At 43.0% G+C, this 17571-nt stretch carries 16 protein-coding genes; 9 read left to right on the forward strand and 7 right to left on the reverse strand.

Translation table 11 applies throughout. The annotated features are described in order from the left end of the window. The first annotated feature begins 15 nt into the window (after window positions 1–15). The 4 genes from ABV001_RS14105 to ABV001_RS14120 are packed head-to-tail and all read left to right on the forward strand — an operon-like array spanning window position 16 to window position 4815. Complete coding sequence (locus ABV001_RS14105) at window positions 16–1098, forward strand: efflux RND transporter periplasmic adaptor subunit (RefSeq protein ID WP_352423401.1); 1083 nt, start codon at window positions 16–18, stop codon at window positions 1096–1098. Window positions 1099–1103: 5 nt separating this feature from the next. Beyond that, the gene (locus ABV001_RS14110) at window positions 1104–4313 is read left to right on the forward strand and encodes an efflux RND transporter permease subunit (protein ID WP_352423402.1); all 3210 of its coding nucleotides are present in this window, start codon (window positions 1104–1106) and stop codon (window positions 4311–4313) included. Window positions 4314–4315: 2 nt separating this feature from the next. Beyond that, window positions 4316–4627 (forward strand): hypothetical protein, encoded by a 312-nt coding sequence (locus tag ABV001_RS14115; RefSeq protein WP_352423403.1) that lies wholly within the window; start codon window positions 4316–4318, stop codon window positions 4625–4627. Window positions 4628–4629: 2 nt separating this feature from the next. After that, on the forward strand, window positions 4630–4815 hold the full coding sequence (locus ABV001_RS14120; protein WP_352423404.1) for a YgaP family membrane protein: 186 nt from the start codon (window positions 4630–4632) through the stop codon (window positions 4813–4815). 23 nt (window positions 4816–4838) lie between these two features. Here ABV001_RS14120 and ABV001_RS14125 read toward each other — a convergent pair whose 3' ends face one another. Beyond that, on the reverse strand, window positions 4839–5213 hold the full coding sequence (locus ABV001_RS14125; protein ID WP_352423405.1) for a transcriptional regulator, SarA/Rot family: 375 nt from the start codon (window positions 5211–5213) through the stop codon (window positions 4839–4841). A 347-nt stretch (window positions 5214–5560) separates the two neighbouring features. Here ABV001_RS14125 and ABV001_RS14130 point away from each other — a divergent pair, with 347 nt between their 5' ends. The 3 genes from ABV001_RS14130 to ABV001_RS14140 are packed head-to-tail and all read left to right on the forward strand — an operon-like array spanning window position 5561 to window position 9695. After that, a complete protein-coding gene (locus ABV001_RS14130; RefSeq protein WP_352423406.1) occupies window positions 5561–6910 on the forward strand; it encodes a TolC family protein in 1350 nt (449 codons plus the stop codon). Window positions 6911–6924: 14 nt separating this feature from the next. Further along, window positions 6925–7995 (forward strand): HlyD family secretion protein, encoded by a 1071-nt coding sequence (locus ABV001_RS14135; RefSeq protein WP_352423407.1) that lies wholly within the window; start codon window positions 6925–6927, stop codon window positions 7993–7995. A 2-nt stretch (window positions 7996–7997) separates the two neighbouring features. After that, window positions 7998–9695 (forward strand): MFS transporter, encoded by a 1698-nt coding sequence (locus ABV001_RS14140; protein WP_352423408.1) that lies wholly within the window; start codon window positions 7998–8000, stop codon window positions 9693–9695. Window positions 9696–9711: 16 nt separating this feature from the next. On the opposite strand, the gene ABV001_RS14145 is transcribed toward ABV001_RS14140, so the two are convergent. Continuing rightward, complete coding sequence (locus tag ABV001_RS14145; RefSeq protein WP_352423409.1) at window positions 9712–10578, reverse strand: helix-turn-helix domain-containing protein; 867 nt, start codon at window positions 10576–10578, stop codon at window positions 9712–9714. A 200-nt stretch (window positions 10579–10778) separates the two neighbouring features. On the opposite strand from ABV001_RS14145, the gene ABV001_RS14150 reads away from it, so the two are divergent. Further along, the gene (locus ABV001_RS14150; RefSeq protein ID WP_352423410.1) at window positions 10779–11003 is read left to right on the forward strand and encodes a winged helix-turn-helix domain-containing protein; all 225 of its coding nucleotides are present in this window, start codon (window positions 10779–10781) and stop codon (window positions 11001–11003) included. 115 nt (window positions 11004–11118) lie between these two features. Next, a complete protein-coding gene (nhaA, locus tag ABV001_RS14155; protein WP_352423411.1) occupies window positions 11119–12459 on the forward strand; it encodes a Na+/H+ antiporter NhaA in 1341 nt (446 codons plus the stop codon). Window positions 12460–12514: 55 nt separating this feature from the next. Here the strand turns inward: nhaA and ybaK are convergent, their stop codons facing one another. The 5 genes from ybaK to ABV001_RS14180 are packed head-to-tail and all read right to left on the reverse strand — an operon-like array spanning window position 12515 to window position 17084. Continuing rightward, entirely contained in the window at window positions 12515–12997 is a 483-nt protein-coding gene (gene ybaK, locus ABV001_RS14160; RefSeq protein WP_352423412.1) for a Cys-tRNA(Pro) deacylase, read from the reverse strand. 12 nt (window positions 12998–13009) lie between these two features. After that, the gene (locus tag ABV001_RS14165) at window positions 13010–15649 is read right to left on the reverse strand and encodes a DEAD/DEAH box helicase (RefSeq protein WP_352423413.1); all 2640 of its coding nucleotides are present in this window, start codon (window positions 15647–15649) and stop codon (window positions 13010–13012) included. A 3-nt stretch (window positions 15650–15652) separates the two neighbouring features. Beyond that, entirely contained in the window at window positions 15653–16648 is a 996-nt protein-coding gene (locus ABV001_RS14170; RefSeq protein ID WP_352423414.1) for a virulence RhuM family protein, read from the reverse strand. 3 nt (window positions 16649–16651) lie between these two features. Continuing rightward, window positions 16652–16882, reverse strand: a complete 231-nt coding sequence (locus tag ABV001_RS14175) for a hypothetical protein (protein ID WP_352423415.1) — start codon at window positions 16880–16882, stop codon at window positions 16652–16654. Between the two features lies 1 nt (window position 16883). Beyond that, window positions 16884–17084, reverse strand: coding sequence for a helix-turn-helix domain-containing protein (locus ABV001_RS14180; RefSeq protein WP_352423416.1), 201 nt, complete (start codon window positions 17082–17084; stop codon window positions 16884–16886). Window positions 17085–17571 lie beyond the last annotated feature (487 nt).

Below are 17571 nucleotides of genomic sequence, written 5' to 3' on the forward strand. Positions count from 1 at the left end.
AACAATAATATGACAATGAAATTCTTTAGGAATACAACATTAGTTTTTATCGGAGTAGCCACATTCTATTCCTGTTCATCATCCGACAAAAAAGCAGGGATAAGTACACCGATGGTGAAAGTGGAAATCTATTCACCGGCCCAGTCATCCAATGAAGGTTTTTACCTCAGTGGCGAAGTTACTGCCAAGCAAACAGCCGCAATCAGCACACGCATGATGGGCTACATCAACAAAATATATGTAAAACCCGGCGATAAGGTATCGGCGGGACAACTGCTCGTTTCTATCAGTAGCGACGATATTCAGGCAAAACGTGCGCAAGTGCAAGCCATGGTTACTGAAGCCGAAGCTGCTGCCGCCAACTCGCGACGCGATCTTGAACGATTTACAACCTTACGTGCACAAAACAGCGTATCGGACAAGGAACTGGAAAACGTAGCCTTGCAGAACACGTCAATGAATGCCAAAGTACAGATGGCTCGTCAGCAGATGAACGAGGTCAACGCCATGTTGGCTTACACCCATATCCGTGCCCCTTTTTCGGGAATTATCACCCAAAAGATGATGGACGAGGGTAGCATGGCAAATCCGGGAATGCCAATTCTTATGCTGGAACAAAGCGGTGAATTGCAAGTGGTGGCTTCTGTTCCCGAAAACTATATACAATATGTAAAGGTGGGCGATGCCGCCAAAATAGAGTTAAAATCGTTAGGTATAACTATCGATGGTAAAGTATCGGAACTAAGTCCGTCTGCATTCCGTACAGGAGGGCAATATTCGATGAAGTTGGCTATCGACGCAAAGGATAAAACAAATATTCATCCGGGCATGTATGCCAATATTTTGATACCGAACAAAACAGGAGAAAATCTTACTTCGAAGGTTATGTTGGATAAAAGTTCGATTGTCCGCCGCGACCAACTTACGGGCGTATATGTGGTAGACAGTCAAGACCAAGCCAACTTGCGTTGGGTACGTTTGGGAAAAACAATAGGCAACCAGGTAGAAGTCCTTTCGGGATTGGACGGGCACGACCGCATTGTGGCCAAAGCCGAAGGCAAGTTATATAATGGAGTAAAAGTATCTGTATATAGATAAATACGATGATGGAAAACGGAATTTCAGGAAAAATAGCCAGTGCATTCATCAAGTCAAAGTTGAGCATCTTGCTCGCGCTTGCCTTTATGCTCTTAGGACTGTTCAGCATATCTTTCATTCCGCGCGAAGAAGAACCTCAAATCGAAGTTCCTATGGCGGATATCATAATTGGTTATCCGGGAGCAACACCCCAGGAAGTAGAATCGGGGGTAATACAACCTATCGAAAAAATCATCTCGAACATCCAAGGTGTAGAGCATGTATATTCAACCTCGATGAATGGTATGGGCATGCTTACCGTGCAGTTTTATGTGGGTGAAAAAGTAGAACGTTCATTGGTAAAACTGTATAACGAGATGATGAAGAATATGGATCGTATGCCACAAGGGGCAACCATGCCCCTTGTAAAATCGCGAGCCATAGATGATGTGCCGGCATTAGCTTTCACCCTGTGGAGTGACCAAGTGGGAGACTATCAGTTGCGTCAAGTGTCTGAAGTGGTGGGTAACGAGATAAAGAAAATACCCGATGTGGCTCAGGTAAACATTGTTGGTGGACAAAGCAGGCAAGTGAAGGTGATGCTGGATAAGGATAAGATGGCAGGAAGCAAAATAGACTTTGGGGCAGTCGCCCAATCCTTACAGGCTAATAATGCGCAGATGCAAAGTGGAAACATTGTTTCGGGCGATGTGGTTTATTCCGTAAAAACGGGCAATTTTTTCTCTGATGTAGAAGAAGTCCGCAACCTGATTGTAGGCACTAACGACAATCAACCTGTCTACCTCTATCAAATTGCCGAAGTGGAAGATGGGGCAGAAATCCCAAAGCAATATGTTTCATTTGGTTATGGTATTGCATCAGACAGTAAGAAAACAGATATGCCTGATGACTATTCGGCAGTAACTATTTCCATTGCCAAAAAGAAGGGGGCTGATGCCATGAAGTTAGCAGAGGAGGTAATAGCCAAAGTAGACCATCTGAAAAAAGGCATTATTACCAGTGATATTCAAGTGGAAGTGACCCGCAACTACGGCGAAACAGCATCGCACAAGGTATCGGAACTTCTCTGGCACTTGTCTGTTGCCATCATCGTGGTCACTTTGTTTGTAATGGTAGCAATGGGATGGCGAGGCGGATTGGTGGTATTCCTTTCTGTCCCTGTAACGTTTGCCCTTACGCTGTTTGCATACTATTTCTTGGGCTATACGCTCAACCGGATTACACTTTTTGCCTTAGTATTTGTGACGGGAATTGTAGTAGACGACTCCATTGTGATTGCCGAAAACATGCACCGACACTTCAAGATGAAGAAATTGCCCCCTCTCCAAGCCGCATTATATGCCATCAACGAGGTGGGTAATCCGACCATCTTGGCAACATTGACTGTCATAGCGGCTGTATTGCCTATGGCATTCGTGTCGGGAATGATGGGTCCTTATATGAGCCCGATGCCCATAGGAGCATCCATTGCCATGATATTTTCGTTAGTTATTGCCCTTACTCTAACCCCCTACTTCGGATATCTATTCTTAAGGCATAAAAATAAAAATGGAGGAGAGAAAGAAGATGCATACGAAGAAGTAGCACTGCATGAAACAAGAAAATACAAGATTTACGCGAAAATAATAACTCCGTTTCTCGAAAACAGACGCTATCGATGGATATTTATGATTGGGCTGACAGTAGTTCTTTTTGCTTCATTCATACTGTTTTACACAAAATCTGTGCCTGTAAAAATGTTGCCATTTGACAACAAAAACGAGTTTCAGGTAATAATAGATATGCCCGAAGGCACAACGCTTGAACGTACAGCTGCTGTAGCCAAAGAATTGGCTGTATATGTGAGCCGTAATAAAATGGTAACCAACTACCAGACATACGTGGGTACATCTGCTCCTATCAGTTTCAATGGATTGGTACGCCACTACGACATGCGTATGGGCGAGAATGTAGCCGACATACAGGTCAACTTGATAGATAAAAGCAAGCGTAGAGAACAAAGCCACGAGGTAGCCAGTTCGATGCGTGAGGAATTGCAAGCCATTGGGCGAAAATACAATGCCAACGTGAAAGTGGTAGAGGTACCTCCCGGGCCGCCTGTAATGTCGACCATCGTCGCCGAGATATATGGTCCGGACTATGGGCAACAAATAGAGGTAGCCAGGCAAGTGAAGGAAATATTGGCGACAACCGGCAATGTGGTAGATGTGGATTGGTCGGTAGAGGATACCCAAACCGAATTCAAGTTTGAAGTGGACAAAGACAAAGCAATGAAGTTGGGTATACCCACCGCACAAGTAGTGCAAAATATGTATGCTGCACTGTCGGGAATGTCGGTCGGAGTGTTGCATCAACCTTCGACAGTCAATCAGGTGGGAATTGTATTGCAATTATCGGAAGAAGAAAAGTCGAGCATCGAAGATGTGCTTAGCATGAAGGTTGTTAACCAGCATGGAATGGCTATTCCGGTGGGTGATTTGGTAAAAGTGATTAAAGGCGAGAAAGCAAAAAGTATTAGCCGGAAAGATCAAAAACGTGTGGTATATGTACTGACCGAAGTGGCAGGAAGCCTCGAAAGCCCTGTATATCCCATTACTGAGGTATCGAAGAGATTGTCGGAAGTGAACCTGCCCGAAGGTTATACCCTGAGCGAGGAGTATAGCAAGCAACCAAAATATGAAGACAATTTTGGCCTAAAGTGGGATGGAGAATGGCAGATAACCTACGAGGTGTTCCGTGATCTTGGACTGGCGTTTATGTTCGTGCTGATTATCATCTATGTGTTGATTGTGGCTTGGTTTCAAAACTTTATTACTCCTCTGGTGCAGTTGTCAGTCATCCCTTTGTCGCTGATCGGAATCATCGGAGGACACTGGATTATGGGAGCATATTTCAGTGCACCCTCCATGATTGGATTTATAGCCCTTGCCGGTATCATGGTGCGTAACTCGGTGTTGCTGATCGATTTTATCAACATCCGCCTGAAAGATGGTATTCCTCTGAAACAGGCTGTGATAGAATCCGGGGCAGTACGAACCACACCCATAGTACTGACAGCCGGAGGCGTTGTGCTGGGAGCAACCGTTATTTTGTTCGACCCTATATTTCAAGGCTTGGCAATATCGTTGATGGGTGGAACAATTACTTCTACCGTGCTGACACTGATTGTTGTGCCGTTATTGTATTTCAAGATGTTGAAGAAAAAAGTAAAATAATTATGAAGTTATTAGTTGTACTGAGCATAAAAGAATCCCAGGAGCGGGTCGCAAGCCTGCTCCAAGATGCAGGAATAACACGTTTTAGTGTGAGTGATATGGTAGGTTATAAAAAGCGGGAAGAAAATCTGGGATGGTTTGCTGCCAATGGGAACAATGCCAAAACCAATTCGATTATGCTTTTTAGTTTTACCTCGAAAGAGATTGCGGAAGAGGCTATCGCAGTAATTGACGGTTGTAACATTGAGGCCAACACCCCATTTCCTGTGCATGCCTTCATCATGGATGTAGAGAATTTTTCTAAAATGATATAGTTATGAAACGTGAATTTATTATCCGTATAGTAGCCGGCTCGATGGTGCTGATTGGCATTTCGTTAGCCTATTTTGTCACAATAGAATGGTTGTTACTGCCTGCTTTTGTTGGATTAAATCTTATCCAGTCATCTTTCACTAAGTTTTGTCCGTTGGAGGTGATATTGGATAAGATGGAAATTAAGTAGAATGACAGGTTTTTCATCAAGGCCTATACTTCCTCTGTTTTAATTAACGGTCTCAACAATTGGGGAATTTTAAAATTTCCACATTTGATTGATTCCAGTTTCTTTTGTCCCGCGTCAGTTAGAACAAAATACATTTGACGTTTGTCCTCTTTGCCTACGATTCGTTTTATTAAAGATTTATTCTCGACCGACTTTATAACCTTTGATGTATTAGACTTGCTAAGACCTAATAGTCCAGCCAATTCGTTGGATGAATATTTCTGCTGATTCAGCGAACAGAGTAACATCCCTTCGTTAAGACAAAGATCATAAGAGTCTTGAAATTCAAATTCAAATTCATAAATGGCCCGATATACATTTCTGATCTGGCACAATGTGGTTACTTGCTTATTTTCCATAACTACACATACTATTTATCTGTTATTGTATAATTGACAGTACAAATATAAACAATATTTTCCATTGGATAATATATTGATTCATTATTCGCAATCACTAGTGGCCCATTAAAATGGGGACGTTATCAAAAATCAAATCCTGATGATGTACCCTCATTGGCGAAAGTAGATTATTCATTATACCGGAGCTGGATAATTCTATCTTTCCCAGAACCTTAAAGTTTTATAAGAGTTCTTTCGTTTTGATAAATACGACATTTAGACAAGTTATACCGAAATCCTAATCTTTTTTGAATTTCTGTTTGTCCCGACCTTTGCACGTCAGAAAATTAAAGTTAAGGAGCAAAATGAAAAAGTTTTTATTAACCGCAATAGTGGGGGTTTTAGTGCCGCTCTATTGCAGTGCACAGGAGAATATACTCTCTTTGCGGGAGTGTATTGAATGGGGCATAGAAAACAACTTGTCGATAAAAGGTGCCGGGCAGGATGTCGTAAAAGCGGGTATAGGAAAATCCGAAAGCCGTTCGCGACTGTTGCCCGTCATTCAGGGATTCGGCAATTTTACCAACAACGTCCATCCCGGAACCATGGTGACCGACGGGTCGGGGCTTGGTGAACTGTTTGGTCTCGATTTGCCGTATATGCCCAGTAAATCGCTACGGTATGCCACCACGGGCGGTCTGCAGCTATCCATGCCGCTTTATGACCAGACCGTCTATACCGGTATCTCCATCGCGAAGAAAGTGGAAGAGATCAGTGGCTATTCTTATGGGAAGGCAAAAGAGGATCTTACGGTGGAAATCAGCAAACTCTACTATATGGGGCAGTCGACTGCTGAACAGATAAGGCTGGTACACGACAATATCCGCCGGCTGGAGGAGTTGAAAAATATCACGAAGGCGTTCCACGACAATGGCATGGTACTTAATGTGGATGTAAGCCGTGTGAGTATCAATCTGGAGAACCTGCAAATACAACTCAATAATCTGAATGCGATGTATGAACAGCAGCTGAACATGCTTCGCTATGTGATCGACCTGTCGCCTGAAACGGAATTCGACCTGGCACCGATCCGTGAGGACATTTCAGGTGGTGAACATCTGTTGGCAGGTGTGTCGCCCGATTTATATGAGTTGAAGCTGCTGGACGCACAGGAAGAGTTGATACAAAAACAGGGGAAGATAATCAACCAGGGCTACATACCGTCGCTCTCATTAGTCGGACAACTCTCTTACAGCAACTTCACGGACGAATTTAAAAATTACTTCCATTCACACCAATCAAACCGCTGGTATAATACCACCTATTGGGGGCTTTCGCTGAAAGTGCCTATTTTTGACGGCTTTGCGAAAAGAAACATGGCGCGTAAGAATAACACCGATTATCATAAATTGAGGTTTGCCCACGAGGATGCGAAGAATAAACTCGACATGCAATACCGGAATTCGTTGAATGAATGGCAAGTGAATAGCCGGAACCTGCAAAAACAGGTCGATAATTACCGGTTGGCGGAAGAGGTCTATGCTGTTACAACTGACCGGTATAAAGAGGGAGTGGCTTCGATGACCGAGTTGCTGCAGGATGAACTCCGCATGAATGAAGCGCAAATAAATTATACCACAGCATTATACAACTATATGAGCACAGAACTCGGGTTACTGAAACTTACCGGGCAACTCGACCTGCTGACTCGCTAACAACAAACCAATATATGACACCCGATAGAGTTAAAAAAGCAAAGAAAATGAGAAAAGTACGTACCACCCGTATCGTACTTACCGTGATAGGCGCCATCGTCATCGTATTCGGAATCTGGACAGCCATTGCAACACTCATCGACTATAAACGGACGGAAACTACCAACGACGCGCAGGTAGAACAATACGTCTCACCCATCAATGTGAAAGTACCCGGGTATATCCGGGAAATCCGTTTCACCGAACACCAATTTGTCCGTAAGGGCGATACCCTGTTGGTCATCGACGACCGGGAATACAAAATCAGGCTGATGGAGGCGCAGGCCGCACTGAAAGACGCGCAGGCAGGCGGGAATGTGATTGATGCTACCATCAACACCACCCGCAGCAACGTGTCGGTATTCGATGCGTCGCTCGCCGAAGTGGAGACAAGGATCGAAAAATTGCGCCGCGACCGCGACCGCTACAAAAACCTCGTGGAACGTAATGCGGCCACCCCCATTCAACTGGAACAGATTGAGACCGAACTAACGGCTACCGAAGCCCGTCTGGCGGCCATCAAACAACAGAAACGGACGGCAGAGTCGTCGGTAAACGAAGTATCAACCCGCAAACAGAATATAGAAGCGGGGATCATGCGTGCCGAAGCCGCCGTGGATATGGCCTCACTCAACCTTTCGTACACGGTGATCACCGCACCGACTGACGGATGGCTGGGACGTCGGGCATTGGAAGAAGGGCAATTGGTGAACGCCGGGCAAACCATCACCTATATCATGCCCGATACTCCTAAATGGATCATCGCGAATTATAAGGAAACACAAGTGAAAAACCTGCATATCGGGCAGGAGATAAAAATTAAAGTGGACGCTTTTCCCGGCAAGGTATTTACGGGAAATATCACCGCCATATCCGGCGTTACCGGCTCGAAATACTCCCTTGTCCCCACCGATAATTCAGCCGGGAATTTTGTCAAAATACAACAGCGGGTGCCGGTACGTATCGATTTCAAGGACTTTTCAGACGAGGATAACCGCATGCTGGTAGCCGGCATGATGGCTGTTGTAAAAGCAAACATCCGCTAACTATGGATCTTTCATTATCATCGAAACGTGATTTCGCGTTTTTTCATAGCTGGGTTCCCAAGTGGCTTGCCGTAATCGTGCTGTTCCTGTTGTTTTTGCCGATCCTTTTCGTGAACGGCGCGTACAGCAGCACGGCAGGCGAAATGACGGCGGGACTGGGCATCATCTCCGAACATATACAGTTCGCCAATTTCCTTTCGGCGGTGGGGATGGCGGTTTTCGGCCCTCTTTTGGTCCCCTATATACGTATAAGGAGGCCTAAAATGGTGTTCCAGACCGGTTTCCTCCTCCTCTTCTTCTTGAGTTGGGTGTCCGCGCAAACTACCTACATGCCCTTGCTCTTCCTCTGCAGTTTCCTGATGGGGCTGTTGAAGGTAGCATTGATTTTAAATACGCTCTTTGCAATGGCGGAATACCTGACCGGAATCGATATCCTCGGAATCTTCACGGTGTACAACCCCCATGAAGCACCCGAAGAGGTCGCCAAGAGAGAGAGGCTTAAATCGTTGGGATTGCCCGTGCTTTACCTCTTTTTTGTGTCGCTTGGACAAGTCGGATCTGCCGTGACGGCGTGGTTCGCCTACGAATATGAATGGCAGTACGTCTATTGGGCAATCTGCGTGCTTATCCTGATAGCGCTGTTGCTTGTTTCAGTGACCATGCGGTATATGCCCAGAAAGAAAGGGGTGAAAATCAATTTTTCCTATTCGGGGGATATCATTGCCGCCTCCGCGGCGTTGGCTGCTTTCTCGTATATATTGATTTACGGGAAAACACTCGATTGGTTCGATAACTTTTCCATACGGCTGGCGAGCGCGATTTTCATTATCTCCTCGGGAGTGCTGCTCTTTCTGGTGGTAAACACCAGGAAACCCTATTTTGACCTGAATATCTTCAAAGTCAGAAAAGTGGTTGCAGCGCTGCTCTTTTTTACCCTGTTCATGATCCTCAACTCCAGTTCGATGCTGGTGAATGCTTTCACGGCGGTTTCAATGAAACTCGACAATTACCGGAGCGCCAGCCTGGGCAATTGGTCGTTGGTGGGTTATCTGATAGGATGTCTCATTGCAGTGGTGATGACCTATAAGAGGGTACCGTATAGGTATATGTTCGGCCTCGGATTCGCCTTGATCACACTATCGGCTGTCTACCTGTATTTCCAATACCAGAGTATGGGAGTATATGGAAATATGATCTTTCCCGTTATCACGAGGGCGACGGGAATGCTGATGCTGTACGCCCTGTTTGGAACCTTAGGGATGACTGGTTTGCGGGCGGACAAATTCCTGGGAACATGGATCTTTTTGATGTTGGCCGCACGATCCGTTATCGGGCCGGTGGCGGGGACTTCGCTCTATGCCAACGCCCTCAACCAGCGCACGCAGCATTATATTGTGCGTTTGTCGCAGGATGTGGACCGGATGAATCCGGAAGTTGCCGCCACCTATGATGGCACACGGATGGGAATGATGATGCAGGGCAAGAGCTATGAACAAGCTGAACAAATGGCGGCAATTTCCACGAAGGGGCGTGTACAAGTGCAGGCCACCCTTGTTGCATTAAAGGAAATTACCGGATGGACAATATTTGCCGGGATAGGATGCACATTGCTGGCACTGTTTTTCCCTTATGAAGAACGGAAGAAAAAAATTCACATAATACAGGGAAGCGGAATCGCCAGTGTAGTACCTGCTCCTTAACTGCTCCCTTGCGGATTTATTTTCCGCTGTCCCTGTATTCTTTGGGTGACATGCCTGCGTGTTGCTTGAAATATTTACTGAAAAAAGAAGGATTGGGAAAATTCAACGAGTCGGATATTTGTTGGATGGTCAGGGTGGTTGATTTGAGTTGCGATTGGACGTCGAAGATCACCAATTCCGATATGAAATCGGCCACTCTTTTTCCCGTCATTCTTTTACACACCTCGCTCAGATATTTGGGGGTGAGGTGTAATTTATCGGCGTAGAAGCTGAGTGAGCGTTCTTTCTGATAATGTGCAATGATAAGATTTCGCAGTTCACGGATAATTTCATCTCCCCGTGAGGAAGGGGAATTGTCGTTGTTGATGCTGATACGTTCGTATAGCGCTATGACACCGTGGAAGAAAGAAAACAGCAGATTTTGCATGATGTTGCCGCCCTTGTCAACCACATCCTTTTTTAGCTTGCGATAAAGACGGGACAAGATAGAGTAATAGTCGGCCATTAGCTCCGCATAATCATTACTGACGGTCAGCACAGGATTATCACGGATGATCTCAATGTATGGAAAGGCCGATTTAATGAAGGAGATATCTTTTATGATTTCACGGGAAAATATGAGAATCTCCGCATTAAAATCATCACTATGGTTGGTAAGTTGCACAATACTTCCCGGCATTAAAGTGACAATGTTATGCTTGTGGATAACCGTATGCAAAAGATTAATAGTCACGTCGGCTGTTCCTTCGGTCACGAATAGCAGACACCCCGGATCTAAACGATGAGGATAAAAATAATTAGCGAGATTTTCATCTTCCACGTGTGATTCCAGACGGATCTCTTCAGTGAGGCTCACTACGGGAATGGGGTTGCTCGATTTCATACAATGATAATTAGGAACAAAATATAGTGACTGCAAATATACTCAGATAGGTTGTTTTGAGTGTGATTAGTAGACTGAAAAATACTAAAATCCGACTCATTCAACAGATAAAGCATCTGAATTGTAATCAATAGGCAAATAGGCAGATTCAATTTGGCGTGTGGAACAATACGAATAAATAATCTCAAAAAAATACATCTATGCTAAGAAGAGATATTAACATCAATGCCGAAATTATATGGAATTTGTTATCGGAACAGAGGATATTATCGATAAGGCAGATAGCCGAGTATACCCACTTTGAAGGGCAGAATATTATTCTTGCATTAGGTTGGCTTGCGCGGGAGGATAAAGTAAAATTGTTTGAGAAGGGTGATACCCTTTATGTTGAATTAAACCAAATCTTTTCGGAAATATACTTCTAATTAAAACAATGATGAAATTAGAAAAGACCAGATTCCGGTATATGTGTACCGCGAATCCTTTCTATGTTATTTTTGAGAATAGGCATACATAATTCGAAACTAATTATTCAATATTATGAACCAGGAAATCTATAAAACTCCTCTACGCAGGCTAATACAGGAGAAAGTCAGCGCAGGAGCCTTGTTAATAGTATCTGCCGTAATAGCAATAGTCGCTGTAAACTCGCCCTGGGGTGAAATGTATGAGCATATATTGTCGCAGGAGATGTCTTTGGGTATTTTCGGGGTAGATATTTTCAATCATAACGGGCAACCGATGACGTTGGCTTCGTTGATAAGTGATGCTTTGATGGCTCTGTTTTTTCTTTCAGTAGGGCTGGAGATTAAACGCGAAATATTGATAGGTGAACTCTCGTCGTGGCGTAAAGCTATGCTACCTGTCATAGCTGCATGCGGGGGGATGATTGTTCCCGTGATTGTTTTCTTTCTTATCTCTCCCGAAGGTGCGGCACAACGCGGTGCAGCCATACCAATGGCTACTGATATCGCCTTTTCGTTAGCTGTATTGTCTTTATTGGGAAAACGTGTTCCCATCTCGTTGAAAATATTCCTGACCACATTTGCAGTGGTCGACGATATCGCAGGAATCATAGTGATTGCTCTTTTCTACAGTTCACACCTATCCCTTTCTTTGTTGTTTTTTGCATTGGTCACCCTTGTTTTGATGTATGTGGGAGGAAAGATGGGAATTACCTCCAAACTGTTTTATATGGTCGGTTTTTTTATAGTTTGGTGTTTATTTCTGCACGCAGGGATACATCCCACTATAGCAGGAGTGCTTTCTGCATTAACCATTCCTGCCCGTCCCAAACTCAATCTGTCCTCTTATATCGCCGACATGAGAGCCAGTTTGAAAACACTGCCGCAAAACCAGTCAGAAGTGAGATTGTTAAGTAATTCGGAATTATCCACGCTGAAAAATATTGAGAGCATATCGGATAAGGCAATCAGTCCTTTGCAATCACTCGAAGACAATCTTACGTCTCTTGTAAATTATCTGATTTTACCGCTTTTTGCTTTGGCAAATGCCGGAATATCATTCGACGGTTTTTCATTCTCAGCTATCAGCGGTATTTCCATTGCCGTGTTTTTGGGATTAGTAATTGGTAAGCCTCTTGGCATATTTTCTTTTACTTGGATAGTGATAAAAAGCAAGTTGATAAAGATGCCTGAATTTCTCAACTATAAGATGATTTTTGGGGTATCCTTACTGGGAGGAATCGGCTTTACGGTATCCATGTTTCTTGCAAACCTCTCCTATGAGATGATAGATCCGGAATTTCTGAATGATGCCAAAATGGGAGTTATAGCCGGAAGTATAGTGTCTGGAATATTGGGATATCTCTGGTTGAAATTCTGTCTTCCAAAAGAGACGTTGCCGGATAACATTTTATAGAGTAGTTTTGCTCGGGACATTGATGACATGACCAAAGATAAATCTTTTCCATGACTCAAGCAGATTGGACTAAGTCCGTAATTTCCGCATGAATTTCCTTGATCAGGTCGGATGGTGTAAGGTGTATTTGTAACCCCCTTTGCCCGGCACTTACGTAGATCCGGTCGTATGTCACGCAGGAAACGTGAATATAGGTCGGAAACAGTTTCTTCATGCCAAACGGACTGCAAGCGCCGCGTATATATCCTGTTGTTGGAAGCAACTCCTTCATCGGGATCATATCGCACTTCTTGTTTCCCGACACTTTTGCCGCCTTTTTGAGATCCAACTCTTCCGCTCCCGGAATGATACAGACGAAATAGCCGGTTTTATCTCCTTTTAGTACCAATGTCTTGAATACCTGTTCAACAGGTTCTTTCAGCTGGTTAGCCACGTGTGTCGCGCTGAGATCCGACTCATCCACTTCATACGGAATCAGGTCATACGCAATTTTGGCTTTGTCCAGCAAACGGACTGCATTTGTCTTAGTTGTCTTCATTCATATCGGCATTTACATCTTACTAATCAGTTCTTTTGCCTTATCCAATGTATATGCTCCGTCAATTTCTTTTTTGTCAAATATCATAAAATAGGCAAAGTCCTGACCTGCCTGTTTTTCCCATTCGTTTCCAAGCCGGCATTTTGCGGTACTGTCGGTTCCGTCCAGATGATCTCCTTTGGTTTCTATCAAAATGGTCTTTCCTGATTTTGTCTGCATGATAAAGTCGGGGTAGTGGTTGGCTTTAAATCCGTTGATATAAAAACCTTTGCCACGTTCCAGATTCCTATGCCAAAATATAATATTGGAAGAAGTCCCGATTTCCATCGCTACCCGTTCTTCAAAATTATTCATTGCCCCCTCTTTTTCGTAGAGCGAGTTTCCAATGGCAGAGCCGGTATTGCTCGGAACAATCTCTTTGCTCAGATTCCAGTTTGCTTTGGTATTGATTCGCTTCGATTTGATCAGATCCATGAATCGGCCTTCCGCATACAAATCGGCTAATTGTCTGATTTTAGCTTTGATCTTGTCGGTATAACTTAATTTACGTGTCAAAATATCTCTCAGTTGTTCTGTGTTCATGCTGTTAAGGATACGTCCGATATATACTTTGATCTCTTGATCCGGAATGGGATACATATTCCCGATAATTTGCATCAACTGATGGGTGATATCGGTTATCTGGCTCTCTTTTGGCTTGGCTAAGATGTATTCTGCTATTGGGTCTTTCAACATGCTGTCTTCAATCTTGGTAAACGAAGGTGTGTATTCGTTTTTCCTTGCTTCTTCCAAATCGATTTTATACAAATCGGAAGAGATCTGGTCGAAATCAATCTTGATGTCTTCTCCCGACAATTTAAAATCTTTGAGCAAGGATTCACGGTTCAGTAGTTCCTCATCCGTGCCGAACAGATCACTTGCTGTAACCTTGATGAAAAATTGCGGAAACTTGATTTTGTCAATGGCCTCTTTATAAGCCTCTTTTACCCGATATCGCTTTACCTTATTTCCCATTTCCTGAAATATATTTTCGTCGACTGGTTGTTGTTCCTGTTCTTTTATCTGTTTCTCCATTTGACGGTCTTGTATCTCCGTCATGGTTTCGATCTCTTCGATAGCAGCAGGAAGCACAGTTTCCTCTTCATTCGCATTTGGATTAAAAGTCACACGGCCGGAATCGATGACCTCTTCTTCCTCGGGTGTTGTTTGCCGTTCCGGAAACAAGAACGTTTCAACCGGATCTTTGGTAACCGTTTTCTTTTCTTCGAGCGTCATTTTATCGACCTTACGATAATCATTGTCACTAAATCCCGATTCTTGCAATCCTTTTACGATGCTTTGCAACGTCTCATTGAATTTTACCGAAGCGGTCAGTACATAAGAGACGTTTAATTGGTATGCTCCGTGCTTTTGTACGTAAGGCTGACGCAATATACGCCCCAAGATCTGTTCCACATCGACTGCACTCGACTTATCTGCCAACGATGCCAGGATGTAGGCAAAAGGACAGTCCCATCCCTCTTTAAGGGCGTTGATGGTAATGATATAGCGGACTTCACAATCCTTGCTCATCAAATCGACGCCTTTCAGTTCGTCGATATTGGCCGTTTTAATCTTGATTTGATTTTCCGGGATTCCCAAACTCAATAGTTGCTCTTTCAGTTTCTCAAAAGTAGTGTTGTCATCATTTGTCTTCGGCTGTGCTTGGAACAGGACGATGGGTCTGATATATTTTCCACCTTCGGCCTCCTGCTTTTTCGCAAGGATTTCCAATTTCCGCTGCAAGTGCAAAGCGTTATTGATCACTTCCGTCTTGTCGTGGTTGTTATACACAATTACCGGAAGTTTTACCATATGTTCTTTTTTCAATTCTATGGCAGGCACAAGGCTCACGATATTGCTATTCTCTTTGGGGGTAGCTGTCAGGTCTAATATGAACGAAGGATTCAAGTTCTTGAGCATGTCCACACTTAATTCGCTTTCGGCATTGTGGCTCTCATCTACCACCAGCACGGGATTGAGATAACGCAACACATTGATTAGAGCGGTGTCGTCCACACCCTCTAAAATATGCTCGTCGTTTTTGAATTGCGATACAAAGTCTCCCAACTGTCCGTTTTCCTGATAGACCTTTCTGTCGTCTTTGTTCCTTGCCCGTAGGCTGGCAAAACTCATCACGAAAATACTCAACTGGTCTTTTACTACCGTCGGGTTGAAGTTGGAACCTTGTAGCAGATCCTCTTTCTGATATACTTCCACCCGGTGATTGAACAGCGTATTCAGTTTCTGCCGGTAAGGATGTTCCGGGTTGGATAGCGTGTTGACGGTCTGTTGTAATAAGTTACTCCAAGGCACTAACCAGATGACAGCTTTGGGTTTGGTTGAATCATAAGCCGAGAAAATGGAATGAAGGGCATTGACCGCTATGAAAGTCTTCCCTCCTGCCGTCGGCACTTTTATGCAGACGTGCGCTGCATTGGGAATGTTGTTTTTATAAGGCTGCATCCCTGTGCCGTCCAACGGATTGTAAGGGCCAATTTTATCTTCCCAGTACCGGTTAAATGCCTTGCCCAAATCTTTCTGCTCTTGCACATACCTCAAGTACTCTTCAAGATTCTCGATCACCTTTTGTTGGTAGTTCTTTAATTCCATAGCCTATTTTTTCAATTTCTTGATCTGTTTATCAAAATCAGAAATAATCTTTTGGGTCTTGTTGAATTTGTCGTATTCTTTGCCTGCTCTTTCAATTGCATGTCGATGTGACATTGTGCCTTTACCTTCCAATATTTTGAATTCATTAAAATTCAAAAATCTGTCGACGCTTTTTGCCAGGTCCTCCATTGTAAATACGTTCTCACGCTCTATTAGATTTTCGATATAATCAAAATAACCTGTTACAGTTCTCTCTAAGCGTTTTATCTCTTTTTCCTGCAGATAATTTTTTGCAATGGATGCGTCTGATTTTAAGATGCGACCGTCAGGAGCATTTTTCCAAGTGGTCAACCCCATATTATCTTTTGTGGCATCGGCTTTTTTGTAGATGATTTCCGCTGCTGTCTGCCCCGTGATAGCAAAATGAAACTTATTTTGTACCATCGCATAAAAATTCTTGGTGATTTCAGATCTTGGGTCATAGTCTATGCTGCATTCAGCAAATATATCAGTAATCTGTTGGTAAATCCTGCGTTCACTTGCTCTAATGGAGCGGATACGTTCCAATAACTCTCTGAAGTAGTCCTTACCGAAGACAGCTTCGCCTTGCTTCAATCGATCATCGTCCAGTACAAAACCTTTGATGATGTATTCTTTTAGCGTTTTGGTGGCCCAAATCCTGAATTGTGTGGCTTTGGCTGAATTTACGCGATAGCCCACTGATATTACGGCGTCCAAGTTATAGAATTTTGTTTTGTAGTTTTTGCCATCGGAGGCAGTTGTTTCCAAAATGGAAATAACTGAACTTTCTTCTAACTCATTACTTTCAAATATGTTAGTTAAATGTTTATTGATGGCGGGAACACCTACATCAAACAATTCAGCCATCATTTTTTGGGTCAACCAAATGGTTTCATCTTGTAATAATACATTTAAAGTAACATCACCATTGGGAGCGTTATACAAAATAAAATTATTTTTAGGAACTAAGTCATTCATAATCTAAAATTTAGTGATGTCCCTTGGAATTTTTTTGAAAATGATATTCTTTCTTGCCATAAACTCTAAAGCTTCGAGATTATCTCCATGAATAATTTTGTTTCCGCTGTTTGTCAGCTCAGGTTGTTCTCCATTATCTACTGTAAAACCATATTTGTGTTCCAATACTCGGTATGGTACGTCTTGGTGGTGGGTTACCACCTTATCTTTTCCTATCCAATTGAGTGTTGGCATATTATTTCTGTTCTTTATTTGAGATTATCAATTCTTTCACGTCTACGTCAAGTATTTCAGCAATTTCCATTAAGGTCTCTAATCTTGGTTGTTGCCGATTCTGTACATAGGCATTCACCATATTGTAGCTTTTCCCTAACTTTTCAGCCAGCCAAGTTTGCTTTATTCCTTTCTGCTCCAACACTTCCTTAATTCTGTTCATTGTAATTCGTTGTTGCTTATTTTACAAATGGTTTTGTTGTGTCGTTTCGCTTATTCTATATGAAATATGCTACTTGCAAAAGTAATCAGATTACTTGAATATCTCAAAAAACTGTGTATAAAATGTAAAAATTTATGGGGGTTGTATCAGGAATCTATGTATTGAACTTTTTTACAATAAGCAAAAAGTAGAATAAGTAGAGTGTTATTCTAATTTGGTGCCATTTTTATAGAATAGTGTTATTTTTATTCTATTTTCAGTGCCTATTCTTAGAATAACCGTTATCTTTGTTCCAAGAAATGCAGAAAAAGAGTGTATGAAGAATTATAAGGCCGGTACATTTATTACAATGGTTCGTTATAAAATAAAATAGATGTCTGATTATCAATAAAATAGCTGCTTAAAAATTTGGATAATTCGTTGATTATCAGTAACTTTAAGGATTTTCCACAATCTGAGAAGTTATGTCGATCAACGAATATCCAAA

The organism is Proteiniphilum sp. (genome assembly GCF_040307845.1).
Classification (GTDB): domain Bacteria; phylum Bacteroidota; class Bacteroidia; order Bacteroidales; family Dysgonomonadaceae; genus Proteiniphilum.

Coding starts and splice junctions, on each gene's coding strand:
- ABV001_RS14180 (WP_352423416.1), bottom strand. CDS start 17,084: ATGAACAGAATTAAGGAAGTGTTGGAGCAGAAAGGAATAAAGCAAACT.
- ABV001_RS14145 (WP_352423409.1), bottom strand. CDS start 10,578: ATGAAATCGAGCAACCCCATTCCCGTAGTGAGCCTCACTGAAGAGATC.
- ABV001_RS14115 (WP_352423403.1), top strand. CDS start 4,316: ATGAAGTTATTAGTTGTACTGAGCATAAAAGAATCCCAGGAGCGGGTC.
- ABV001_RS14175 (WP_352423415.1), bottom strand. CDS start 16,882: ATGCCAACACTCAATTGGATAGGAAAAGATAAGGTGGTAACCCACCAC.
- ABV001_RS14130 (WP_352423406.1), top strand. CDS start 5,561: ATGAAAAAGTTTTTATTAACCGCAATAGTGGGGGTTTTAGTGCCGCTC.
- ABV001_RS14120 (WP_352423404.1), top strand. CDS start 4,630: ATGAAACGTGAATTTATTATCCGTATAGTAGCCGGCTCGATGGTGCTG.
- ABV001_RS14125 (WP_352423405.1), bottom strand. CDS start 5,213: ATGGAAAATAAGCAAGTAACCACATTGTGCCAGATCAGAAATGTATAT.
- ybaK (WP_352423412.1), bottom strand. CDS start 12,997: ATGAAGACAACTAAGACAAATGCAGTCCGTTTGCTGGACAAAGCCAAA.
- ABV001_RS14135 (WP_352423407.1), top strand. CDS start 6,925: ATGACACCCGATAGAGTTAAAAAAGCAAAGAAAATGAGAAAAGTACGT.
- ABV001_RS14170 (WP_352423414.1), bottom strand. CDS start 16,648: ATGAATGACTTAGTTCCTAAAAATAATTTTATTTTGTATAACGCTCCC.
- ABV001_RS14110 (WP_352423402.1), top strand. CDS start 1,104: ATGATGGAAAACGGAATTTCAGGAAAAATAGCCAGTGCATTCATCAAG.
- ABV001_RS14150 (WP_352423410.1), top strand. CDS start 10,779: ATGCTAAGAAGAGATATTAACATCAATGCCGAAATTATATGGAATTTG.
- ABV001_RS14105 (WP_352423401.1), top strand. CDS start 16: ATGAAATTCTTTAGGAATACAACATTAGTTTTTATCGGAGTAGCCACA.
- nhaA (WP_352423411.1), top strand. CDS start 11,119: ATGAACCAGGAAATCTATAAAACTCCTCTACGCAGGCTAATACAGGAG.
- ABV001_RS14165 (WP_352423413.1), bottom strand. CDS start 15,649: ATGGAATTAAAGAACTACCAACAAAAGGTGATCGAGAATCTTGAAGAG.
- ABV001_RS14140 (WP_352423408.1), top strand. CDS start 7,998: ATGGATCTTTCATTATCATCGAAACGTGATTTCGCGTTTTTTCATAGC.